Source organism: Streptosporangium heterodermiicola (genome assembly GCF_051390675.1).
Lineage (GTDB): Bacteria > Actinomycetota > Actinomycetes > Streptosporangiales > Streptosporangiaceae > Streptosporangium.
Window position 1 is genome coordinate 1 of record NZ_JBPJSR010000023.1, and the last position, 23,852, is coordinate 23,852.

The 23,852-nt window shown below is 73.1% G+C and carries 13 protein-coding genes; 3 read left to right on the forward strand and 10 right to left on the reverse strand.

Annotated features, from left to right (window positions below; genetic code table 11):
• Positions 1-690, forward strand: a 690-nt coding sequence (locus tag ACSC1Q_RS35110) for a fibronectin type III domain-containing protein (protein ID WP_436763027.1), incomplete at its 5' end; no start/stop codon positions are given.
• Between the two features lie 257 nt (positions 691-947).
• On the opposite strand, the gene ACSC1Q_RS35115 is transcribed toward ACSC1Q_RS35110, so the two are convergent.
• The 6 genes from ACSC1Q_RS35115 to ACSC1Q_RS35140 form a co-directional block, all read right to left on the reverse strand.
• On the reverse strand, positions 948-1,700 hold the full coding sequence (locus ACSC1Q_RS35115; RefSeq protein WP_436763028.1) for a TetR/AcrR family transcriptional regulator: 753 nt from the start codon (positions 1,698-1,700) through the stop codon (positions 948-950).
• A complete protein-coding gene (locus tag ACSC1Q_RS35120; protein WP_436763029.1) occupies positions 1,690-2,475 on the reverse strand; it encodes an SDR family NAD(P)-dependent oxidoreductase in 786 nt (261 codons plus the stop codon). The genes ACSC1Q_RS35115 and ACSC1Q_RS35120 overlap by 11 nt, the downstream gene beginning before the upstream one ends.
• 51 nt (positions 2,476-2,526) lie before the next feature.
• A complete protein-coding gene (locus ACSC1Q_RS35125; protein ID WP_436763030.1) occupies positions 2,527-2,730 on the reverse strand; it encodes a hypothetical protein in 204 nt (67 codons plus the stop codon).
• A 117-nt stretch (positions 2,731-2,847) separates the two neighbouring features.
• Positions 2,848-4,002: an inorganic phosphate transporter gene (locus ACSC1Q_RS35130; RefSeq protein WP_436763031.1), complete on the reverse strand. Its 1,155-nt coding sequence runs from the start codon at positions 4,000-4,002 to the stop codon at positions 2,848-2,850.
• A gap of 189 nt (positions 4,003-4,191) precedes the next feature.
• Positions 4,192-5,091, reverse strand: a complete 900-nt coding sequence (locus tag ACSC1Q_RS35135; RefSeq protein ID WP_436763032.1) for a sulfotransferase family protein — start codon at positions 5,089-5,091, stop codon at positions 4,192-4,194.
• A 92-nt stretch (positions 5,092-5,183) separates the two neighbouring features.
• Complete coding sequence (locus ACSC1Q_RS35140; RefSeq protein WP_436763033.1) at positions 5,184-6,341, reverse strand: alkaline phosphatase PhoX; 1,158 nt, start codon at positions 6,339-6,341, stop codon at positions 5,184-5,186.
• Positions 6,342-6,538: 197 nt separating this feature from the next.
• Here ACSC1Q_RS35140 and ACSC1Q_RS35145 point away from each other — a divergent pair, with 197 nt between their 5' ends.
• A complete protein-coding gene (locus tag ACSC1Q_RS35145; protein ID WP_436763034.1) occupies positions 6,539-6,877 on the forward strand; it encodes an RNA polymerase sigma factor in 339 nt (112 codons plus the stop codon).
• Positions 6,871-7,470: a hypothetical protein gene (locus ACSC1Q_RS35150; protein WP_436763035.1), complete on the forward strand. Its 600-nt coding sequence runs from the start codon at positions 6,871-6,873 to the stop codon at positions 7,468-7,470. Before ACSC1Q_RS35145 ends, ACSC1Q_RS35150 begins: the two co-directional genes overlap by 7 nt.
• A 141-nt stretch (positions 7,471-7,611) precedes the next feature.
• Here ACSC1Q_RS35150 and ACSC1Q_RS35155 read toward each other — a convergent pair whose 3' ends face one another.
• The 4 genes from ACSC1Q_RS35155 to ACSC1Q_RS35170 all read right to left on the reverse strand — a co-directional run bounded on the left by ACSC1Q_RS35155 (position 7,612) and on the right by ACSC1Q_RS35170 (position 23,844).
• Positions 7,612-8,556 carry a helix-turn-helix domain-containing protein gene (locus tag ACSC1Q_RS35155; RefSeq protein WP_436763036.1) on the reverse strand — a complete coding sequence of 315 codons (945 nt, stop codon included), beginning with the start codon at positions 8,554-8,556 and terminating at the stop codon, positions 7,612-7,614.
• A gap of 473 nt (positions 8,557-9,029) precedes the next feature.
• Positions 9,030-10,304, reverse strand: a complete 1,275-nt coding sequence (locus tag ACSC1Q_RS35160) for a lysine N(6)-hydroxylase/L-ornithine N(5)-oxygenase family protein (protein ID WP_436763037.1) — start codon at positions 10,302-10,304, stop codon at positions 9,030-9,032.
• An 85-nt stretch (positions 10,305-10,389) separates the two neighbouring features.
• Positions 10,390-11,424, reverse strand: a complete 1,035-nt coding sequence (locus ACSC1Q_RS35165; protein ID WP_436763038.1) for an iron-siderophore ABC transporter substrate-binding protein — start codon at positions 11,422-11,424, stop codon at positions 10,390-10,392.
• A 93-nt stretch (positions 11,425-11,517) separates the two neighbouring features.
• Positions 11,518-23,844: a non-ribosomal peptide synthetase gene (locus ACSC1Q_RS35170; protein WP_436763039.1), complete on the reverse strand. Its 12,327-nt coding sequence runs from the start codon at positions 23,842-23,844 to the stop codon at positions 11,518-11,520.
• Positions 23,845-23,852 lie beyond the last annotated feature (8 nt).

The window sequence follows — 23,852 nt, forward strand, 5'->3', positions numbered from 1 at the left end:
GTGGTCGGAAGCGGGGGTGACGGGCAGGCGCCGACCGTGCCGGGCAATCTCGTCTCGACGGCGAAGACGGCCACCACGGTGACGCTGTCGTGGTCGGCCTCCACCGACAACGTGGGGGTGGCCGGATACCAGGTGCTGCGCGGCGGCACGGTCGTGGCCACCGCCCCGAACACGCCGTACACCGTGACCGGCCTGACCCCGGCCACGGCGTACAGCTTCACCGTCGTCGCGCGCGACGCGGCCGGCAACACCTCCGGCGCCTCGAACGCCGTGAGCGTGACCACGTCGGCGTCGTCGTCGACCTCGGTGATCTCCCTGCGCTCCAGGGCCAACAGCCGCTACGTCACCGCCGCCAACGGCTCGCCGCTGATCGCGAGCGGGACGTCCGCCGGGGCGGCGCAGCAGTTCGAGCGCGTCGACCTGGGCGGCGGCAACGTGGGGCTGAGGGCGAGGGTCAACAACCAGTTCGTGTGCGCCGAGGGCGCCGGGGCGCAGCCGCTCGTCGCCAACCGCGCCGCGGCCGGGGCGTGGGAGACCTTCCAGCTGGTCACCAACCCCAACGGGTCGGTCAGCCTGCGCGCACAGGTCAACGGCAAGTACGTGTGCGCCGAGGGCGCCGGGGCGCGGCCGCTCATCGCCGACCGCGACGCGATCGGCCCCTGGGAGCAGTTCGACCTCGTGACCGGCTGAGAATCTGACCGGCTGAGACGGCGTCCCCGCCGGGCGGGCCACGGTGCCCGCCCGGCGCTTCCACCACGAGATCACGGCGTCACAGTGTCACGAAGCCGGGGCGTCACGAGATCACGGCCCCGGGACCAGGGCATCGGGCCGAGGCGTCACGGGGTCAGGACACCTCGGGGCCAGGGCATCACGAGGTCATGGGGTGGAGCGGCACGAGGCCAAAGCGTCACGGAGTCACGGAGTCACGGAGTCACGGGGTCAGGGCGTCATGGCGAGACGTCGGCTCGCAGGGATCGCCAGATCCGCCCGGGGAGCAGCCTGCACGCCTCGTCCAGGTCGATGCCGGGGGCGCCGGCCAGCCACCGGCGGGCCGTCTCCGCCACCGGGCCGACGACCAGCATCTCCGTCAGCGCGTCCGGCAGCTCCACGACCAGCCCCGCCTCGGCGTACGGTCGCAGCCGGCCCAGGATCCCGGCCAGCCTGGGCTCCTTCTCCTCCGCGATCAGGGCGGCGTGCGCGGGGAGGAAGGCGGCGTAGGCGGAGGCGTGGACGAAGTGCGCGGCGGCCCTGTGCTCGCGGGTGAAGCCCAGATAGCCGATGACCACGGCCCTGATCCCGGCGGCGGCCCGCGCCTCGGCCCCCTCACGGCTCTCGGCGTCGACGCCCCCACCGCCCTCACCTCTCTCGCCCTGAGCGCCCTGAGCGCCTTGAGCGCCCTGAGCGCCCTCGCGGCCTTCGGTCTCGCCGCCCTCGCCGGACTCCGTGCCCTCCCCCGGAGGCACCGCGGCGAGTGCGGCGATGACGGCGTCGAGCAGGCGGGACAGGCAGCGGGCGTAGAGTGCCGCCGCCAGCCCGTCGAAGCTGCCGAAGTGGTGGTAGAGGCTGCCGACGCTGACGCCGCTCGTACCGGTCACCGCCGTCATTGTGAAGCCGTCGGCGCCCTCCCGCTCGTAGAGGTCCAGCGCCGCGGCGAGCAGCCGCTCCCTGGTCTCCTCGCCGCGCCGGTGCCTAGGCGACACCGGTCAGCTCCGCGGCCTGCGCCCACAGCCTCCCCGCCACCGCCGGGTCGGCGGCCACCGGGGCGAGGGGCGTCTCGCGGTCGACGTCGAAGTAACGGCCGGTGCCGGTACGGTCGAGTGCCAGCCGCACGACGGGGGCCGCGCCGTCCGCCGGTGCCCTCCACAGCAGCTTCGCGGCCTTCAGCAGCAGGCCCACCGGCCCGCCCCGGTCGCCGAGCCCGGTCCTGATCACCCCGGGGTGCACGGCGTCGATCGTGATGCCCCGCTCCCTCCAGCGTTCGGCCCACAGCGGCATCAGCGCCAGGTTGCAGAGCTTGGTGTCGGCGTAGGTGCGTACGGGAGAGAAGCCGGCGCCCGCCGGAGTGCGCGCGGGGTCGGCCCTGCCCTTGACGTACAGGCCCGCGGTGACCTGGACGACCCTGTCCAGGCGGTCCTCCAGCAGGTGGTCGAGCAGGAAGGGGGCCAGGTGGTTGACGGCGAAGGACTCCTCGAACCCGTCCTCGGTGAGCCGTCGCGCCGACGGCCAGATCCCGGCGTTGTGGACCAGCACGTCGAGCCTCGGGCAGGTCCCGGCCAGCGCCTCGGCGGTGGCGCGGATCCCCTTCAGGGTGGAGAGGTCACCGGTGACCAGGTCGGCGCCGAGCCGGGCGGCCTCGTGCGCGGCGCCGGGATTTCTCGCCACGAGCACCACCCGGTGGCCGCGGCGGGCGAACTCCTCGGCCGTGGCCAGCCCGATCCCGCGGTTGCCTCCGGTGATGACGGCAGTGGCTCTCATCCTGGAAGCGTAACCGATTCTAGAGAGTCTCTCTAGAATCCGGGCGGGCAGTCAGCTCGCGAGCATGGTGTGGAGGCCGATGACGATGCCGGCGGCCACGACCAGGAAGCAGAGCCCGGCCCCCGCGCGGCCGGCCGCCCGCCCGCTGGACAGGCCGACCAGGGCCAGGGAGAAGACGGCGACCAGCCCGGCGCCCGCCAGCAGCGAGGCGAGCAGGACCCTCCACAGCGCGTCCAGGTCGATGTAGTCGTTCACGCGGCACCTCTCCTTGTCTTCGTGGCCGGGGTGAACCGGTCGGCCCGGCCGATGTACGCGTTCACGCGGCGTTCCCTCTTGGTCTCGTGGCCAAGGCAGGCCGGTCGGTGTGGTCGTTCACGCGGCGTGCTCCCTCGGCCTCGTGGCCGGGGCGAGGCGGCCGGTCCATTCGTCGTTGACGTTCCCGGCGTTGACCGGCCGGCGCCGCGAGGCGAGATACAGCGCCCCCGACAGCGCCAGGGCGACGCCGAAGACCACGGCGACCCCCAGCGCGCCGCCGATCACGTTGGCGCCCGCCCAGGCCAGCGCGCCGACCACGGCGGCGGCCGGGAGGGTGATCAGCCACGCGGCCCCCATCCTGGCCGCGATGCTCCAGCGGACCTCGGCCAGGTGCTTGCCGATCCCGGAGCCGATCACCGAGCCCGCGCACACGTGCGTGGTCGACAGCGGGAAGCCGAAGTGGGAGGAGGCGAAGATGACGGCCGCCGAGGAGCCCTCGGCGGCGAAGCCCTGCGGGGTCTCGATCTCGGTCAGGCCCTTGCCGAGGGTACGGATCACCCGCCAGCCCCCCAGGTAGGTGCCCAGCGCGATCGCGGTCGCGCTGGCCACGATCACCCAGGTCGGGGTCCCCTCGTCCTTGCCGATGGCACCGGCGGCGATCATCGCGAGGGTGATGATGCCCATCGTCTTCTGCGCGTCGTTGGTGCCGTGAGCCAGGGAGACCAGCGAGGCCGAGCCGATCTGGCCGTACCTGAAGCCGCGTTTCCTGGTGCCGTCGGGGACGTCGCGGGTGATGACGTAGACCAGGTAGGTCCCGACGGTGGCCACCAGGATCGCCGCCAGCGGTGCCAGCACGGCCGGGATGAGCACCTTGGACACGATCTCGGCGCCCTTGACGGCCGAGGCGCCCGCCGCGATCAGCGTGGCCCCGACCACGCCGCCGATCAGCGCGTGCGAGGAGCTGGAGGGGATGCCGAAGTACCAGGTGAGCAGGTTCCAGGCCAGACCCCCGATCAGCCCGGCGAAGACGACCGTCAGGGTGATGGCGCCGGCCTCGACGATGCCGGTCGCGATGGTGGCCGCGACCTTCAGCGACAGGAACGCCCCGGCGAAGTTGAGGACCGCCGACAGGGCGACCGCGACCTTGGGGCGTAACGCGCCGGTCGCGATCGAGGTCGCCATCGCGTTGGCGGTGTCGTGGAAGCCGTTGGTGAAGTCGAACGACAGCGCGGTGACGATCACGATGGCGAGCAACACGAAGTTCGCATCCATGCCCACGGATATGACACCTCAGAGGACATCTATGCAGATCAGAGAATTCCATTCCCAGAATTCATCCTCCCGTCGACCGCGCTTCACCTCGGGCGCCCCGGGCAACGGAGATCGTCGGGAGTCACACCCGCTCCCGCGCCGGGGTTCCCGTACGGGCGGGAAGCCGTCCCGGGGGGCCGGGGCGGTCGATCAGAGATATCCCCACTCGGCGCAGATCTCGCGCAGTTCCTCCGGGATCTCCTCGGGGGCGGGCAGCGGCCTGCCCGGCTGGACCCTGCCGGTCCTGATCTTGTCGCGCCAGTCGCCGATGCCCTTCACGAACTCCCCGTGCCCGTGGTCACCGTACGTGATCATGCCGGGCTCGTAATCGACCCCGAGATGGTCGCAGACCCGCCGCATCTCCCCCTCCGGATCGGCGACGAGCGCCTCGTACGTCAGGGTGAGCCCGTCGAGCAGCCGCCTGGCCTCGGTGAGGTAGCGCATGTACTGCAGGGTGTGCCGGATCGCCTCCGCCCAGGGGCGTTCCAGCGGGGCGGCCTCGTGCCACGACAGCGCGATCGAGGCGGGATGGCGCATCAGGAAGATGTAGCGCGCGTCGGGCCAGCAGGTCGCGAGGCGCCGGTGGGCGAAGACGTTGCTGGGCGTCTTGTCGACGATGATCTGCTTGCCGCTCCCGGCCAGCTCGCGGTGGAGCATGCGGTCCCACAGGATGTGCTCGATGTCGCTGGTGGAGAGGCCGAGCGCCTCCATCGCCTGGCGCAGCGGGTCGGTGGTCAGCGTGACCGCCATCCGCCGCACGTGCAGCTCGTGCGGCGCGTGGATCCGGGAGTGGCTGTTCAGCATGACGCGCAGCAGGGTGGAGCCGGACCTCACCGGCGACAGCACGAACACCGGTTCGCGCAGCAGCCGGTCGGTCTCCGGGTCGGCCGGGGGCCGGGGAACGTCGGCGGGCGGGGGTGGGGGCGGCGGGGGTTGCGGAGGAGTGACCCCGCGCCGCACCCGGGTGATGTTGTAGCCCGTCATCCCTTCGAGAGCCGTGTTGACTCTGGTCTTCCACGCCATGACCAGCACCGTAGGGAGCCAAGGCATCGGGAGAGTGAACGTGACCTGTGTGTTTGTGCCGCGCCGTGCGACCACCGCCGCACGGCGCGGCCTCCCCTCGGGGACGGATCAGGGACGGATCAGGTACGGAACGGGCCGGTCACGCAGTAGGTGATGCCCCCGGAGGAGGAGCCGGACGTGCCGCGCTGGGAGGAGAAGTACAGGCGGTTGCCCGCGGGGGTGAAGGCGGGGCCGGTGATCTCCGAGGACCCCTGGCCGCCGACGCGCAGGAAGGAGGAGACGGTGTCGTTCGCGGTGATCAGGCAGATCTCCATGTTGCCGCCGTCCTCGGCGACGTACAGGTCGCCGAAGGTGGAGCCGGTGACGTTGTCCACGCCGGTCAGCGGGGCGGTGCCGGGGCTGACGAGGCTGTCGTCGTAGGCGAGCTCGTAGGTGCCCGCGGCGACGTTGACCTGCCAGACCCGGTTGTCGCCCTTGGTGGTGAACCACACGGTGTCGTTGGCGTAGTAGCACCCCTCGCCGCCGTTGAAGGACTTCGACCCGGAGACCTGGCTGCGGGTCGCGGTCGGGGAGCCGTCGGGGTCGGGGACGTTCGCCCAGGTGAACGAGCCGCTGGTCGCGGAGCCCGCGCGCAGCACCTGCAGCGTGCCGGAGGACAGGTCACCCCAGGTGGTGGGGACGAAGCGGTAGAACCGCCCGTTGGTCTCGTCCTCCGTGAGGTAGATGACCTTGCGGACCGGGTCGGCCGCCGCCGCCTCGTGCTTGAACCGGCCCATGGCGGGACGCTGGATCGCCGCGCCCCCGAAGGGGCGGGTCTCGTAGACGAAGCCGCGGTCGACCTCCTCGCACGACAGCCAGGTGTTCCACGGCGTCGCGCCGCCCGCGCAGTTCTGCCGGGTGCCCGACAGGATCGAGGAGGCGGAGACCACGTTGCCGGAGGAGTCGAAGCGGATCGCCGAGGCTCCTCCGCCGGGGTTGATCTCCGAGTTGGACACGTAGATCCAGCCGCTGCCGTCGGCGAAGCAGGCGCCGCCGTCGGGGGCGCTGTGCCAGGTGTAGGAGGTGCCGGGAACCACCTGGCCGGAGCGGGCGATCACCCGGCTGGTGAACCCCGCCGGGAGCTGGATGCCGTTGGCGTCGGCGGCCAGCAGGGGGCCGTAGGGGCCCGGGGCGTTCTGGGCCGGGGCCGCGAGGGCGGCGTCCTGCCAGAGACTTCCGGTGAGGGCCAGGGTGCTCGTACCGAGCACCGAGGCACGAAGGAATGTGCGGCGTTCCATCGACGAACCTCCAAGACGAGGATCAGCAGAACCACTTCCCTGAGCGATCACCACGGTAGGAGCGTCGGTGAACTGCCGCTAGTTAATCCGGTAAACGGCATATGTCATACATATGCTGATTAAAGGGGAATGTCCCGCTCAAAGGGGCCGGAAGGTTTTCCGGTACGGGGTGAAACAATCCGCCGGCGTCCGGACACGTGCGGAGTGGAAGAGTCCCCGACGAGAGGGAGCAGCGTGGGCCCCCTGACCCCAGACAGCGCTTCGAGAAGATCTACACCGCGCACTACCCCGACATCCTCGCCTACCTCCGGCGGCGCACCGTCTCCTCCGACGACGCCGCCGACGCCCTCGCCGAGACCTTCACCGCCGCCTGGCGTCGCCTGGCGGACATCCCGGACGGCCACGCGGCCCGCCTGCGGCTGTACGGCGCGCGCAAACGCCTGGCCAGAGAGCTGGACACCGCCGGATTCGACCTGACCCGGTACGGCTCGCGCGCGATCGCGCTGACGAAACTGACGGAGGGAAAGACGTGCTGAACGACGTCCACCGCACCATCGACCGCCTGGTGGCGGACATCGCACCCGACCCCGGCCCCGGCATGACCCCGCTCGCCATGGAGCTGTTCGAGGAGATCACCACGGCCCCGGCCGTCGCGCCCGCGCCGCCGCGCCGCCGTCACCGGCGGTTCGCCGTGCCGGTCGTCGCCGCGCTGGCCGCCTCGGCGGTGGTCGCCGGATGGGTCCTCCCCCCCGCCCTCGGCGTCGGACCGGCCCCGGCCTCCGCGGCCCCGGACATCAAGCGGGAGGACGACCACTACATCATCACGGTGAAGGACCTCTTCGCCGATCCGGACACGTACCAGTCCGAGCTCAAGGCGCGGGGCCTGGACATCACGCTCAAACTCCTGCCGACGTCCGCGAGCAGGGTGCGGAGCGTGTTCGTGCTCAACTCCGTCGACCTGCTGAAGGCGGGGGAACCGGCGCCCGCCGAGGGCGGCATCACGACCGCCGACGCTTGGTACGTCCACGACGGCGTCATGAGCGCGGCGGGCCGGGCGACCGTGCTGACCGACCCCGCGCCGAATCCCACATCCCAGCCGCTGGACGCGTCCTGCCCCGGCGGCTCCTGAACCACCGGAGGTCTTCCACGGAGACGCGGAACCGGCCGGAGGCGGTGAACACCGCTTCCGGCCGGTTCCGGAACGCGGCGGCGGGGCCCGTCGGCCGCCGTGGCCCGCGCACCACGCGTCGAACAGGCGGTACGCGGGCCGTCAGGCGCAGACGGGCAGCGCGGGGTTGTCGTGGGTGCGTACGGCGGGGAGCCAGGCGACGCCGCCGGGGACGTCGGCGAGGCGGACCCGGAACCAGCGTGTCGTGCCGACGCCCCTCTCGTCCTCGACGCGGTCGCCCCCGTAGAGGACGCAGTCGGCCCACAGGACGTCGTCGTGCCACACGCGATGACCGACCACGTTGCCGGCGTCGTACCTCCGCCGGGGGTCGCGGGCCAGCCCCATGCTGCAGGCCGGCACCCGCTGCGGCCGGCTCCTGCAGTCGCCCTCGATGTTGAAGACCCGCACCGGCGCCGTCGAGGAGGCGGTGACGGTCTCGCCCTCCACGATCGTCGGCGAACCCGCGTCGCTCCCCGGCCCCAGCACGACGAAGGTGGTCACGGTGATCACGGCGGTCACGGCCAGCGCGATCGTCACCGCGGCGACCGGCAGCGGACGCCAGCCTCGGCGGCGTTCCTGCGAAGCGGGGGCGACCGGCCGCGACGACGGCTCGGCTCCCCCGCGCCCGGCGTCGTACGCGCCGTGCGACGGGCCGCCGGTCACGGGCTCGGCCGGTGCGGCGTCGTCCAAACCGTCGTCCAAACCGTCGTCCAAACCGTCGTCCGGGCCGTCGGCCGGGCCGTCGTCCGGGCCGTCGGCCGGGCCGTCGTCCGAGCTGCCGTCCGGGACCGCCGAGGAGCGCGCGGCGTCGGCGAGCGCCCACAGGCGGTGGAGCTCCCTGAGTTCCTCGCCGCTCGCGCCGCACGCCTTGGCGAACGCGTGGACCGTGCCGTAGCCGGTCGGGAGTTTCACACCGGCGCAGTAGCGTTGCAGGCTGGAGCGGCTGATTCCCGTCTGCCTGGCCAGCGTCTCGAAACTGCTGCCGGAGCGGCTCTTGAGCATCCGCAGCCGGGCCGCGAACCGCTCGGCCTCTTCCGCCCGCGCCATCGCGCCTTCCCTTTTCAGAAATGAACCGCCCGCGGAGCCCGTATCGCCGAGGATCGTATCCCACCCCCGTCCCAGCCGGTGGTGAAGTGCCCAGTTCAGAGGGGATGAGCCGTCCCGGCATCCCACCCGGGCCGTTCTTCTTGCGGGGGGCCGGGGCCTGCTGCGAACGTCGTTCCCGCCGCGCCCATCTGGAACGGCCGGTCACGGACAGGCGCGCGAACGTCGTTCCCGCCGCGAGCCCGGGAAGGGCGCGCGAACCGGCCCTGACGGCCGTTCCAGATGCCTCGCGAGCCCGGGGCGACGCGCGCACGCGAGCGTGCGCGCGTGTGCCGGATCGCCGGATCGCCGGATCACGGCTTTCACCGGCGTGATCCACCGGAACGGGCCGTCCGGGAACGACGGGCCGTTCAAAAACAACAGACCGTTCAGGAACACGGGCCGTTCGGGAACAGGGGCCTCGAACGGCCCGCCGGTCACATCTCCGCGGCCTGGGGGACCGACGCCGAGCGCCGGGCGATGGAGCGCACGATCTCGCCGGTGCGGACGGCGGTCATGGACAGCAGCGACGAGGCGATCCCGTGGCTGTCCTCGGTGGCCCCCTGGAGGTAGACGCCCCAGCTCTGCCCGGGATCGACGGCGACCCGGTAGTCGCGCTCCACCAGCAGCTCGCCCGCCTCGCCCGTACGGCAGTGCTTGCGCGCCTCGCCGAGCAGGTCGAGGGGGTTGCGCTCGCGGTAGCCGGTCGCGCAGACGACCGCGTCGGCCTCGATCGTGCTCACCTCGCCCGTGGGCAGGAAGCACGTCCGGACCCGGGCGCTGTCGCCGTCGTCGTGCACGTCGAGCAGGCGGGAGGCGTTCAGCATGCGCAGCCGCTGGACCCCGGCGACCTTCTCCGCGTACGAGCGCCGGTAGAGCTCGTCGATGAGGTCGAGGTCCACCACCGAGTAGTTGGTGTTGCGGGAGTACGCGAACAGCATGCGCTTCACGTCCTCGGGAGCGGTGAAGAAGTGGTCGACGGCCTCCGGGTCGAAGATGCGGTTGGCGAAGGGGCTGTCGTCGGCCGGCGAGTAGCCGTACCGGGTGAAGACGGCGCAGACCTCCGCGGCCGGATAGGTGCGGTGCAGGTGTTCGACGGCCTCGGCCGCGCTCTGACCGGCGCCGACCACGACGAACCGTCTGGGCTCGCGCTCGCCGAGGGTTTCGAGCCGGCCGAGCAGCTCCTCGGTGTGCCAGATCCGCTCGCCCTGCCGCACGCCGTCGGGGAGCACGGGGTCGAGGCCGACCGCGATCACGAGGTTGCGGGTCAGGCAGGTGTGCAGCTCGTCGCCGTGCTGCACGACGACCTCAAGGGTGTCGTCGTCGTGCGGGCGCACCGCGACGACCTCGGAGTCGTAGCGCACCAGGTCGGTGAAGGAGGAGGCGACCCACTCCAGGTAGTCGTGGAACTCCAGCCTGGTGGGGAACATGGTCTTGTGGTTGATGAAGTCGACCAGTCTCCCCCTCTCCTGCAGATAGGACAGGAAGGAGTAGGGGCTGGTGGGGTTGCGCAGGGTGACCAGGTCCTTGAGGAAGTGGACCTGCATCGTGGCGCCCTCGATGAGCATGTTGCGGTGCCAGCCGAACCTCGGTTGCCTCTCGAAGAAGACCGCGTTCACGCTGGAGCCGTACTCCTCCTCCAGGGCCACCGCGAGCGCGAGGTTGGAAGGGCCGAAACCGATGCCCACGACGTCATAGACCGGGCTCGACATGTTCGCCTCTCACGTACTGAAGGGATGGTCCCCCCGCGGCCGGGCGGCGGCGGGGGGCAGCATGGAACAGGGTGGAACGGATGGGTCAGGCCCCGCCGACGGCCTTGGCGGCCTTGGCGACCTGGGGCACGACCTGGTCGATCACGTACGGGACCGCGAGCGGCGTGGGCGTGCGCAGCGGCCAGAACGCCTTGAGGTCCAGCGGCACGTAGGAGCCACGCCTGACCACGTCGAGACCGGCGAACAGCTTGTTGGCCTCGATCTTCTTCTGGGTGGCCGCGTCGTCGTTGTAGTGGCTGAGCAGCAGGTCGACGTCGAGGACCTTGACCTTCTCCATGCTCAGCTCGGCCGCGAAGCCCTCGCCGGGAAGCGCCTTGATCTCCTCGGGCAGCGCGAGCCCGAACTGGCCGAAGAGCTTGACGCTGATGTCGGCGTCGGCCTTCATCACGCCGATGTTGCCGGAGGGGAAGACGCTGGTCAGCGCGAACGTCTTGCCGTCCAGCTCGGGGTAGGTGGTCTTGACCGAGGCGATCTTCGCCTCGACGTCGGCGACGAGCTTCTCCCCCTCGTCCGCCTTGCCGACCGCCTTGGCGACCTGGCGGGCCACCACCTGCCAGGAGTCCTCGGCGGGGCCGGTCTCGTAGGCGGTGGTCGGCGCGAGCTGGGAGAGGTTGGCGTACTCCTTGTCGATGTAGTAGTCGCCGCCCGCGAGGATGAGGTCGGGCTTGAGCGCGGCGATCTGCTCCAGCGAGAAGCCGGCCTCCCCGGCCTTCAGCAGCGTCGGCTTGGTGCCGGAGATCTTGGGGGCGGTCCAGGGGGTGAGCCCGTCGTCCTGGATCCCGGTCAGCTCCGCCATGGCGACCGGCTGCACGCCCAGGGCGAGCAGGGTGTCCTGGTCGATCTCGCCGAGGGCGACGATGCGCTGGGGTGCGGATTCGATCGTGGCGGTGCCGAGCTTGTGCGTGATGGTGACCGGGAATCCGGCGGCGGCGGCCTGGGTCGCGGGGGCGCTCGCGGCGGGCTGTCCGGCCTCGCCGCTCTCACCGGCGCACGCGCCCACCAGGCCGAGGCCCAGCAGCAGCGTTCCGGTCGCGGCCAGGCGGCGCATCGTGTCGCGCATGTGTGTGGATGTCCTTCCAAAGCCCGGGGAGGGCTCTCAGTTTTAGGTTAGGCTCACCTAACCTAACAATCTTTGGCTGTTGTGTGAAGCGCCTCATTCCAGGTGGTTCACGAGTTCTGCCACGGTTTGTGCCGTCATGAGTGTCGCGACCTTCACTCCGGCACCGCCCGGCTCTCGGCGGATGCGGCGCACCAGCTGCATGACGAGCAGCGAGTGCCCGCCCAGGTCGAAGAAGTTGTCGTGCGGGCCGACCGCGTCCACCTCCAGGACCTCGGCGAACGCCCGGCAGAGCATCGCCTCGCGGTCGCCGTCGCGCCGGGTCGCACCGGTTCCCGCGCTGGTCCCGGTGACCGTACGGGCCTTGAGCGTGACGGGCAGGTCGCTCAGGCGCGCCTCGGGGTCGGCCGCGACGGCCTCCAGCACGCCGACGAGCGCCCCGATCATCGTGTCGATCGTGGCCGGGTCGAACAGGTCGGCCGAGTAGTCGACGATGAGATGGAGCTCCTCCCCACGCTCCCGGAAGATGAAGTCGAGGTCGAACTTCGCCGCGGGCGGGCTGAAGAGCGCCTCCCGCTGCCGCAGCCCGGGGAAGCGGACGTCGCCCATGGCCTGGTTCTCGTAGCCGACCATCACCTGGAACAGCGGGTTCCTGCCCGGCACCCGGGAGGGCCGCAGCGCCTCGACGAGCGCCTCGAACGGCAGGTCCTGGTTGGCGAGACCGGCCAGGTCGGTGTCACGGACCCGGGCGAGCAGCTCGGCGAAGGAGGGGTCCCCCGAGGTGTCGGCGCGCAGCACGAGCGTGTTGACGAAGAAGCCGACCAGGTCGCCGGCCGCCTCGTCGGTACGGCCCGCGACGGGGCTGCCCAGCGGGATGTCCTCCCCCGCGCCGGTGCGGTGCAGCAGCGCGGCGACCGCGCTCTGGCAGACCATGAACATGCTCGCCTGGGCACCCCGCGCCAGCCCGCGGAGCCGCCCGACCAGCGGAGCGGGCAGCTCCCAGGTCGTGGTCCCGCCGCGCTGGCCGACGGTGGTCGGCCTGGGCCGGTCCACCGGCAGCGGGATCTCCTCCGGCATGCCCGACAGCGCCTTGGCCCAGTAGGCGAGCTGGCGGGCGTGCAGGCTGCCCGGGTCGACGGGGTCGCCGAGCAGCTCACGCTGCCAGAGCGTGTAGTCGGCGTACTGCACGGCCGGCGGCTTCCACTCCGGCGCGCCACCCGGCGTCCCGTCCGGCTCCCCGCCAGGCGTCCCTTCCGGGGCTCCGTCCGGCGTCCCGGCCCGAGCGCCGTCCAGCCGGGCCGCGTAGGCGTGCGCCACGTCCCTGGCGAACGGCCCGAAGGACCACTCGTCGAACGCGATGTGGTGGAACACGGCGAGCAGCAGGTGCTCGTCCTCCCCCTCCGGGATGAGCGCGACCCTCAGCGGGATCTCGGTGGCGAGGTCGAACGGCCGCGCGATCACCTCCCCGGGCGTGCGGGTGGTGATCTCCAGGACCGGACGTACCTCCTCCGGCGGAAGGATGCGCTGGTAGGGCACCCCCTCGTGCTCGGCGAAGACGGTACGCAGGCTCTCGTGCCTCGCCGTCACGTCGCCGATCGCGGCCCGCAGCGCGTCCACGTCCAGCGCGCCGCTCAGGTGTACGGCGAGCGGCAGGTGGTACGCCTCGCGGGGGCCGTCGTCCTCGCGCAGGATCTGGTCGATCAGCCAGAGCCTGCGCTGCGCGTACGACAGCGGGACGCGCTCGGGCCTTTCCCTGGGCGCCAGCGGGGGCCTGAGCGCGACCCCGGCCCTGTCGTGCAGCCGGGTGGCCAGCTCGGCGACGTTCGGCGCCTCGAACAGGTCGCGGATCGCGAGCTCGGTGCGCAACACCGCGCGTACCCGGCCGACCAGCCGGGTCGCGAGCAGCGAGTGCCCGCCCAGGTCGAAGAAGTCGTCGTCGATGCCGACGCCGGAGACGTCGAGCACCTCTCCGAACAGGGTGCACAGCAGGTGTTCCACCGCCGTCCTGGCGGCGCGCCCCGACCCGCGCGGACCGCCCTGCCGGTCGGGGGCGGGCAGCGCCCGCCGGTCCAGCTTGCCGTTGACGGTGAGCGGCAGCGCGTCCAGCGTGACGACCGCGCTCGGCACCATGTAGCCGGGCAGCCGCTTCTTCAGCCCCTCGCGCACCCGCGCGGCGAGCGCCCCGTGGTCGCGGGCCGCCGCCGGGTTGTTCGCGTACGACGCGGGCCTGCGGTCCGGGTCCGCCGGGAGGAAGGCGGCCCCGCCGCCGAAGACGGCGTCGTAGTGGCCGACCTCGTCGGAGGGGGTGGTCACCACGCCGGGGTCGAGCGCGTACAGCGGCTCGGGCTCGATGCCCTCCGCCGGTGCCCGCAGCAGCTCGCGCGCCTCCCGGTGGGAGGCGCCGCCCTCCAGCGCGCGCAGCGCGGCGAGCTCGGCCGACAGCCTGGGGTCGGGGACGGCGCGCACCCGCAGCGGCCCGGAGCGGGCAGACAGGCGGGCCGCCAGGTCGTCCGGCCCGGCCCAGTCCACGACCGTGGTCTCGGCGAGCTGCGCCACAGGTGACTTCCAGAGGGTCACGTCGTAGCGGTGCCTGCTGAGCTCGTTGTGGTGGACGCCCCGCTTGGTGCGGACCTCCACCCGCGCGGCCAGGCCGAGGGAGGCGAAGAACGCGGGGTCGAGCAGGAGTTCCTTCTCCATCCGCACGGCCCGGTCGATCGCCGCCGTACCGGTGCCGTCGTCGTCACCGCCGCCGTTCCCGCCACTGTTCCCGCCTCTGCCGAGCTGGATCGCCGCGTGCAGGAGGCGCACCGACCGCAGGTCGCGCACGTCGCCGACGAAGAGCGCGCCGCCGGGGGCGAGCAGGTCCATCGCGGCGGCGATCACGTCGGCGAGGTACGCGGCGCTCGGGAAGTACTGGACCACCGAGTTGACCACGATCGTGTCGAAGTGCCCGGCGGGCAGGCCGGTGGTGTCGTGCGCGGGCTGGCAGCTCAGGCGCACCGGCGAGTCGGGGCCGAGGTCGGCCCGCAGCTTGGCGATGACGGGGGCGGCGAAGTCGGTGCCCCAGTACTCGTCGCGGCCGGGGGCGAGCCGCGACAGCAGCAGGCCGGTGCCGACGCCGATCTCCAGCACCCGCCGGGGCTTGAGGGCCTCGACGCGGGCCACGGTGGTCTCGCGCCACTCGCGCATGTGCTCCAGCGGGATGGGCGACCCGTCGTAGCTGCTGTCCCAGCCCGCGAAGTCCTCGGTGTGCACGGCGGTGCCGATCTCGGTGTACTCGGCGTCGTAGATCTGCCGCCACTCGGCCAGGTGCTCGCGCTCGGCGTCGGGCCGCGCGGCGCCGTCGGGCACCACGTAGCCGATGAGGCGCTTCACCCCGGGCACCTCGGTGCCGACGGCGACGACGGCGGCCTGTCCCACCCCGGGCTCGGCGGCCAGCGCGGTCTCGACCTCCTCCAGCTCGACCCGGTAACCGCGGATCTTCACCTGCTCGTCGGTACGGCCGAGGAAGTCGATGTTGCCGTCCTGGCGGACCCGTACGAGGTCGCCGGTGCGGTACATCCGGCCGCCGCCGAACGGGTCGGCGACGAACCGCTCGGCGGTCAGGCCCGGCCGGTCGAGGTAGCCCCGGGCCAGACCGGCCCCGGCGATGTAGAGCTCTCCCGGCGAACCGGGCGGTACCGGGCGCAGCCAGCCGTCGAGCACGTAGCCCCGGGTGTTCCAGATCGGCTTGCCGACCGTGGGCGTGGCGCTGTCCTCGGTACCGCCGCCCAGCGTGTTGATGGTGTACTCGGTCGGCCCGTAGAGGTTGTAGCCCAGCACCCCCTCGGCCTCCGCGAGCCGGTCCCACACGGCCGCCGGGACGGCCTCGCCGCCCAGCAGCACGAGCGGCGGCCGGTGCTCGCCGTCGAGCAGCCCCTCCTCCAGCAGCTGCTGCGCGTAGGTCGGCGTCACGTTGATGACGTCGATCCGGTGGCGCCGCAGATACTCGGTGAGCGCTTCGGCGTCGCGCCGCAGCTCCTCGTCGCAGACGTGCACCTCGTGGCCCTCGATGAGCCAGAGCAGTTCCTCCCACGACATGTCGAAGGAGAACGACACGGTGTGCGCGATCCGCAGCCGCCGCCCGGCGGACGCCACCACCGGGTCGAAGATGTTGGCCCGGTGGTTGAACTGCATGTTGGTCAGGCCCCGGTAGGGCGTGACCACGCCCTTGGGACGGCCGGTCGACCCGGAGGTGTAGATCACGTACGCCGGGTGCTCCAGCCGTCCCGGCACGTCCCTGCCGAAGCCCGGCAGCTCCTCGGCCGTCAGCCCGGTTCCGGGCAGGCCCGCCAGCGTCTCCCGTACGGCGGGGTCGTCGAGCGGGATCTCCGCGCCCGGGTTCGCCAGCCCGGCGGCGATGTCTCGGTGCGAGACCAGGCAGATGGGGGCGGCGTCGGCCAGCATGAAGTCGAGCCGGTCGGCCGGGTAGTCCAGCTCCAGGGGAAGGTAGGCGGCGCCCGTCCTGAGCACCGCGAACAGCGCGACGACCATCTCGGCGGAACGGGGCAGCGCGAGGGCGACCACGCGCTCGGGCCCGGCTCCGTGCGCCTTCAGCAGCCGGGCCAGTCGGTTGACGGCCGCGTCCAGCTCGGCGTAGGTGAGCCGCGTGTCCGGCTGGGAGACCAGGGCGAGCTCGTCCGGGGTGCGGGCGGCCTGCTCGGCGAGCAGCTCGGCGATGGTGAGATCGGGGACGAACCGCTCGGCCTCGGCCCAGTCGCGGCGCAACCCCTCGTGCTCGTCGGGCAGGAGCAGGTCGAGCCGGTGACAGGGGGTGTCGGGCGCGGTGGCGAGGGTCTCCAGGACGCGCACGTACCGGTCGGTGAGCCGTTCGGCCTCTGCCTCGGTGAAGGCGTCGCCCCGGTACATGACGCGCAGGCCCGCGCCGGGCTCGACGACCATGGTGACCGGGTAGTGGGTCGCGTCGCGCACCTGGCGGCCGGTCACCCGCACGTCGCCGCCGGGGCCGAAACCGCGCCCGGTGGGCATGCCGGGGAAGTTCTGGAACACGAAGAGGGTGTCGAACAGGGTGCCCAGGCCCGTCACCCGCTGCACGTCGGCGAGCGCGACGTAGGAGTGGTCGAACAGCTCCGACTGGAACGTCTGCACCCGCTCCAGGACGGTGCGCAGCGGGTCGGCCGCCGAGGCGCGCACCCGGACCGGGACGGTGTTGAACAGCAGGCCGACGACGGACTCGACGCCGTCGACGTCGGGGTGGCGGCCGGACACCGAGACGCCGAAGACCACGTCGTCGCGGCCGGTGAGACCCGCCAGGAGCAGTCCCCAGGCGCTCTCGTACAGGGTGCCGAGGGTGAGGCCCGACTCGCGGGCGAGGGCCCCGAGCCGGGTGGCGAGGTCATCGGGCAACGCGCGGTGGATCTCCCCGGCGGTGGCGAGGTCGGCGGGGCGGTCGGCCAGCTCCGGCTTGAGCAGGGTCGGCTCGTCGAGCCCGTCCAGGCTGCGGCCCCACGTCTTGATCGTGGCCTGCCGGTCCTGGCCGGTCACCCAGTCGAGGTAGGCGTGGAAGGGGACGACGGGCCGGGCCCGCTCGGTGGCGGCGTCGGTGTAGGACTCCAGCAGCGAGGTGACGAGCAGGCCGCCCGACCAGCCGTCCAGCAGGATCAGCTCGGAGGTGAGCACCAGCCGGAAGTCGTCGTCGCCCACCCTGGCCAGCGCGAAGCGGATCAGCGGCGGCTCGTCGGGGACGAACGGCCGGGCGCGCTGGGCCTCGACGAACGCCTCCAGCGCCTCCGGGCCACCGGTCTCCGCGTAGGTCCAGTCGACCTCGAAGTCCTCGGGGACGAACTGCACGGTACGGCCGCCGTCGGTGCGGAACCCGGCGCGCAGGTTGGGGAACCTCAGCAGCACCTCGCGTGCGGCCCCGGCCAGCCGGTCGGGGTCGACGGGCCCGGCCAGGGTCACCACGGCCTGCTGGACGTAGATGTCGCGGTCCTCACCGGCGAGCATCAGGTGGAAGAGCAGGCCCTCCTGCAGCGGCGACAGCGGCAGCTCGGCCCGCTCCCCCGCACCACCGCTCTCACTGGAGAGGATCTCGCCGGGGACGGCCGCGACCTTGGCGAGGGCCTCGACGGTACGCAGCCGGAAGACGTCGCGGACGGCGAAGGGGAAGCCCGCGCGGCGGGCGCGTCCCACGAGCAGGGCCGCGCTGATGCTGTCGCCGCCGGTGCGGAAGAAGTCGTCGTCGGCGTTGACGCCGTCCCGCCCGAGGGTCTCGGCGACGAGCCCGGCGATGGCGCGTTCGGCGTCGGTCCGCGGTGCCCGGCCCTCGCGGACGGCGGGCTCGGGCAGCGCGCGCCGGTCGAGCTTGCCGTTGGGAGTGCGCGGCAGCTCGTCGAGGCCGACGAGCACGGAGGGGACGAGATAGTCGGGCAGGATCTCGCCGAGCCGGGCCCGGAGCGCGTCGAGATCGAGGCCCGGGTCGAGGCCGGGGTCGCCCACGACGTAGCCGACGAGGCGCGGTCCCGAGCGGGCCGCCACGGCCGCCTGGCGCACGCCCGGCTGCGCGGCGAGCACCGCCTCGACCTCTCCCGGCTCGATGCGGAAGCCGCGGATCTTCACCTGGTCGTCGGCCCGGCCCAGGAACTCCAGCGAGCCGTCGCGGCGGCGGCGCACCCGGTCGCCGGTGCGGTAGAGCCGCGATCCCGGCGGGCCGAAGGGGCTGGCCACGAACCGCTCGGCGGTGCGGGCCGGGTCGCCGAGATACCCGCGCGCCAGGCCGTCCCCGGCGAGGTAGAGCTCGCCGACCGGGACCTCGCGGAGCCCGGCGTCCAGGACGTACGCCACGGTGTTGGCGATCGGGACCAGTCCTCCGGCGCCCTCGGCGATCAGGCTGTCCCCGGCCGCCTCGGAGCAGCCGTACAGGTTGACCAGGCGGGCGGGGACCCGCGCGGCGAGGGCGGCGGGCAGGGCCTCGCCGCTGCTCACCCACGTGGTGACCGAACCGAGCTTTCCGGGCTTCCCGGTCTCCTCGTTGTCCCCGCTCCGAGAGGTCTCCACGAGCGCGGCCAGCAGGCTCGGCACGACCGTCACCAGGTTCACGTCGTGGCGGCGGATCAGCCCGGCCAGGGCGAGCGCGTCGGTGGCGGTGTCGTCGTCCGCGACGACGACGGTGTCACCGGCGACGAGGCCGCCGAGCAGCTCGGTGCTGCCGTCGATGAAGGCCGGTGAGCTCTTGGCGACCCGTACGCCGGTGGGGGCGAGGTCCGCGCCCCAGGCGAGCCGGTTGGCGAGCGCCCGCTGGGTGCCGACGACGGCCTTGGGAGTCCCGGTGGACCCGGAGGTGAAGATCACGTACGCGGGATGGTCGGGGCTGATCTCGACGTCGGCGCGGGGCGGGGCGTCGCGCGGCGGCTCGTCCACGCCGAGGACCAGCAGCGGCCTGGCGGTGTCGAGCATCAGGTCGATCCTGGAGCGCGGGTAGGTCGTGTCGATCGGCAGGTAGGCCGCGCCGGTCTTGAGCACGGCGAACAGGGCCACGACGAGCTCGGCCGAGCGGGGCAGCGCGATCGCGACGATCTCCTCGGGACCCGCTCCCGCCGCCGCGAGCCGGTCGGCGAGAGCCTCGGCGCGCTCGTCCAGCTCCGCGTAGCTGAGCGTGAGCCCGCCGACGCCGGAGCCGTCACCGTCACTGGAAACGACGCCGGAGCCGTTCCCGGAAACGATGCCGGAGACGCTGTCGGAGACGACGGCCGTGGCATGCGGGGTGCGCGCCACCTGCGCCTCGATCCGCTGGGCGACAGTGAGCGGGGCGAACGCGCGGGCGGTGTCGGGCCGCGCGAGCCCCTGGGACGGGGTGCCGAGCGACGACAGGCGCCGCGCCGGGTCCTCGGTGGCCCGGTCGAGCAGCTCGCCGAGCTCGGCGAGCATGCCGGTGACGGTCTCGGCGTCGAAGAGGTCCGTGGCGTAGGCGACGAACCCCTCGATCAGCTCCTCCCCCTCGGCGAAGTAGATGTCCAGGTCGAACTTGACGCCGCCGGTCTCGGGCAGGAACGGCTCGGCGCGCACGCCGGGCAGCCGCAGCCGCACGTCCTCCAGCCGCTGGTGGACGATCATCACCTGGAACAGCGGGCTGCGGGCGAGCGAGCGCTCGGGGGCGAGCCGCTCCACGACCTGCTCGAACGGCACGTCCGCGTTGGAGAACGCGGCCAGGTCGGTGTGGCGGACCCGCTCCAGGAGCTCGGTGAAGGTGGGGTCGCCGGTCAGGTCGGTGCGCAGCACGACGAGGTTGACGAACACGCCGACCAGGTCCGCGAGGTCCTCGTCGGGGCGGCCCGCGATGGGCGAGCCGAGCGCCACGTCGTCGCCCGCTCCGGCCCGGTGCAGGAGCGCGGCGACGGCGGCGTGCAGGACCATGAAGACGCTGGTGCCGGTCTCCAGGGCGAGCCGTCGCGCCCCGGTCAGCGGCAGCCGGAACGGCGCCAGCCCGCCCCGGTGGCTCGCCTCGGCGGGACGGGGCCGGTCGGCCGGCGGCGCGCTCTCCTCGGGCAGCCCGCGCAGCGTCCGCTCCCAGAAGTCGAGCTGGTTCGCGGGGGCCGGGGACTCGCCCCGCCAGACGGCGTAGTCGGCGTACCGCACGGGCAGCGGCGCCCAGTCCGGCGCGGTGCCCGTGGCGCGGGCGGTGTAGGCGCGCGACAGGTCGGCGAGCAGCGGGGTGAACGACCACTCGTCGGCGGCGGCGTGGTGCTGGAGCACGACGAGCACCGACTCCTCCGCCTCCTCGGCGGCCACCCGCAGCAGGGTCGCCCGGATGGGCAGGTCGGCCCCGAGGTCGAAGACGTGCGAGGCGGCTCTCGTCTCGGCCTCGCGCAGCCGTTCCTCCGGCCAGCCACGCGCGTCCACCACGTCGAAGGCGGCCTCGCCGGTGTCGAGGACGCGCTGGACCGGCAGCCCGTCGGGGCCCTCCTCCAGCAGGGTGCGCAGCGCCTCGTGCCGGGTGACGACGTCACCGAACGCGGTACGCAACGCGTCGACGTCGACCGGCCCGTACAGCCGCAGGCCGAGCGGGAGCGCGTCGGCAGCCGAGGGGCCGCGCAGGCGTTCCTCGAACCAGAAGCCGCGCTGGGCGGGCGAGGCGGGCACGATCGCGGGCCTGGTCACGTCGCGGACCCTCGGCCGGGTGCCCCGCACCAGCCTGGGCGCCAGCGTGGCGACCGTGGGCGCCTCGAAGACGTCGGCGATGGTGAGCTCGGCGTCGAGCGCGGCGCGCACCCGCCCGGCGAGGCGGGTGGCGAGCAGGGAGTGGCCGCCCAGGGCGAAGAAGTCGTCGTCGATGCCCACCGCGTCCAGGCCGAGCGTCTCGGCGAAGACCGCGCACAGCGCCGCCTCGCGGTCGTCGCGCGGCCCCCGGCTCGACACCTGGACCTCGGGCGCGGGCAGCGCGGCCCGGTCGAGCTTGCCGTTGACGGTACGCGGCAGCGCGCCGAGCAGGACCGTCGCTGCGGGAAGCATGTACTCGGGCAGCGATTCCGCCGCCTTCGCCCGCAGGTCCGCCTCGTCGAGGTCGCCGTCCGGCACGACGTACGCGACCAGCCGCTTCTCGCCCGGTGTGTCCTCGCGGACCACGACGGCGACCTGGGCGACGCCGGGGCAGGCGGCGAGCACGGCCTGCACCTCTGCGGGCTCGATGCGGAACCCGCGGATCTTCACCTGGTCGTCGGTGCGCCCCAGGTACTCCAGCGTCCCGTCGCGGCCCCACCTGGCCAGGTCGCCGGTGCGGTACATGCGCTCGCCGGGAGGGCCGAAGGGGTCGGCGACGAAGCGTTCCGCGGTCAGGCCGGGCCTGCCCGCGTAGCCGCGCGCCAGCTGCGTCCCCGCGAGGTAGAGCTCGCCGGGGACGCCGACCGGGGCGGGGCGCAGCGCGGCGTCCAGGACGTACGCGCGGGTGTTGGGGAACGGCGTGCCGATCCCGGACGACGGCAGCTCGGCGGAGGTCGCCCAGATCGTCGCCTCGGTCGGCCCGTACACGTTGACGGCCGACGCCGCCACCGCGTGCAGGGTCCCGGCGAGCGCGGCCGGGAGGGCCTCGCCGCCGACGAGCACCCGCAGCCCGCGCAGCGCGGCCGGGTCCAGCGAGCCCAGCAGCGACGGGGTGCCCTGGACGACGGTCGCCCCGGCGAGCAGCGCGCCCAGCGCCGCCGGTTCGCGCACGGTCTCGCGCCCGGCGAGCACGACGGTCGCGCCGCCGATCAGCGGCACGTACAGCTCCAGCGCGGCGATGTCGAACGCGATCGTGGTCACCGCGACGAGCCGGTCCCCGGCGCCCAGGGCGAGGCGCTCCCTCATGGTGACGAGGAAGGCGGTGAGCGCGGAGTGCGGGACGGCCACGCCCTTGGGGCGGCCGGTCGAGCCCGAGGTGTAGATGACGTACGCCAGGTCGCCGCCCCTGACCGGGTGCGACTCGTCCGCGCCGGGGGACGTGTCGCCCGGGGTCAGCGTCTCGGTCCCGGGCGGGAGGAGTGCGGCGGTCTCCGGGGTCAGCGTCTCGGTCCCCGGGGGAAGGAGGGCGGCGGTCTCCGGGGTCGCGATCACGCAGAGCGGGGCCGCGTCCCCGATCATGTACGCGAGCCGGTCGGCCGGGTGGTCGAGGTCCAGCGGCAGGTAGGCGGCGCCCGACTTCAGCACGGCGAGCAGCGCGACCACCAGGTCGGGGGTGCGGGGCAGGGCGAGCGCGACGACCCGGCCGGGTCCCGCGCCGCGCCCGCGCAGCGTCCGGGCGAGGGCCGAGGCCCGCAGGTCCAGTTCGGCGTAGGTGAGCGTGACCCCGCCCGCGCCGTCGACCGCGACCGCGCCGGGGGTGCGGGCGGCCTGCTCCTCGAACAGCGAGGTCACCGTCGTGTCCGGGACGGGCACCGAGGTGTCGTTCCACTCCGCGAGCAGGGCGGACTCGGCCGCGCCGAGCAGCTGCAGGTCGGCGATCCGCAGGTCCGGGCGGCTCACCGCGTCGCCGAGCAGCTTCTCCAGGTGCGCGAGGAGGGCGTCGACGCGCTCGTCGTCGAAGAGCTCGCGCCGGAAGGTGGCCTCGACGGTCATCCCCTGGGGCCGGACGAAGGCCTCCAGCGAGAGGTCGAAGTGGGTGGTGCCGTTGTGGATGTGCGTCCAGCTCGTGGTGACGCCGGGCAGGTCCAGCTCGCCGATCTCCTGGGCGAGGAAGAGCAGCATGGTGTCGAAGAACGGCGAGCCGCCGCGCCTGCGGGCGGGCCGCAGCTCCTGCACGATCCTGTCGTAGGACAGCGTCCGGTTCGCGAACCCCTCGGTGCAGGTGTCGCGGACCCGGCGCAGGACCTCGCGGAAGGTGGGCGCGCCGGACAGGTCGGTGCGCAGCACGAGGGTGTTGCCGAAGTTCCCGGCCAGCCGCTCGATCTCGGTGTGCTCGCGGTTCATCACGGCCGAGCCGATCGCGATGTCGGTCGCGCCGGTGTAGCGGTGCAGGAGGACCGCGTGCGCGGCGAGCATCACCATGTACGGGGTGAGGTTCTCCTTCGCGGCGAGCTCCCGCATCCCGGCGGTGACGGCGTCGTCGAAGCGGCGGGCCCTGCGCCCGCCCCGCTCGGACGCGGTCGCGCCGCGCGGGCGGTCGGCGGGCAGGTCCAGGGGCGCGGGCGGCGGGTCGAGGCGCCCCCGCCAGTAGTCCATCTCCTCCGCCGGGTGCGGGCGGTTCTGCTCCCAGGCGGCGAAGTCGGGATAGTGGACGGTCAGCGTGGGCAGGCCGTCCGGCTCGCCGGAGACGGCGGCGCGGTACAGGGCCGACAGGTCGCGCGACAGCGAGCCCCAGGTCATGCCGTCCCAGGCGATGTGGTGCACGACGAGGACCAGGGCGTATTTGTCGTTTTCGCCGCCTTCGCTGTCTTCGCCGCCTTCGCTGTCTTCGCTGTCTTCGCTGTCTTCGCCGCCTTTGCCGTCGCCGAGCCGGAGCAGTTCCAGCCGGATCGGCCGCTCGGCGCGCAGGTCGAAGGGGAGCGCCGCGAACCGCGTGGCGTACGCCTCGGCGTCGGCCTCGGCGCAGTCGCGCACCGGCAGGTCGAGGGAGTCGTCGGCGACGACGTGCTGGAACGGCGTCCCCTCGTCGTTCTCGTCGTAGACGGTGCGCAGCACCGCGTGCCTGCGCAGGAGGGCCCGCAGCGCCTCGCGCAGCGCCTCGGGGTCGAGCGCGCCCGACATGCGTACCAGCAGGCACACGTTGTAGGCGGGGCTGGAGGGGAACGTCCGGTGGTGCAGCCACATGCTCTGCTGCGCGTAGGACAGCGGGGCCGGGCCTCCCGAGCGGCGTGGTGTGATGCGGTCCCTGTCGAGGCCGAGCCCCGCCTCGGCCATCATCCGCCGCATCAGTTCGCGCCGCCGTGCGACGTCCTGCTGCTGTTCCCGCACGCTCAACT

Excerpts from the sequence above, each read along its gene's own strand:
- ACSC1Q_RS35120 (WP_436763029.1), bottom strand. The coding sequence starts at position 2,475 with ATGAGAGCCACTGCCGTCATCACCGGAGGCAACCGCGGGATCGGGCTG.
- ACSC1Q_RS35130 (WP_436763031.1), bottom strand. The coding sequence starts at position 4,002 with ATGGATGCGAACTTCGTGTTGCTCGCCATCGTGATCGTCACCGCGCTG.
- ACSC1Q_RS35135 (WP_436763032.1), bottom strand. The coding sequence starts at position 5,091 with ATGCCTTGGCTCCCTACGGTGCTGGTCATGGCGTGGAAGACCAGAGTC.
- ACSC1Q_RS35140 (WP_436763033.1), bottom strand. The coding sequence starts at position 6,341 with ATGGAACGCCGCACATTCCTTCGTGCCTCGGTGCTCGGTACGAGCACC.
- ACSC1Q_RS35155 (WP_436763036.1), bottom strand. The coding sequence starts at position 8,556 with ATGGCGCGGGCGGAAGAGGCCGAGCGGTTCGCGGCCCGGCTGCGGATG.
- ACSC1Q_RS35160 (WP_436763037.1), bottom strand. The coding sequence starts at position 10,304 with ATGTCGAGCCCGGTCTATGACGTCGTGGGCATCGGTTTCGGCCCTTCC.
- ACSC1Q_RS35165 (WP_436763038.1), bottom strand. The coding sequence starts at position 11,424 with ATGCGCGACACGATGCGCCGCCTGGCCGCGACCGGAACGCTGCTGCTG.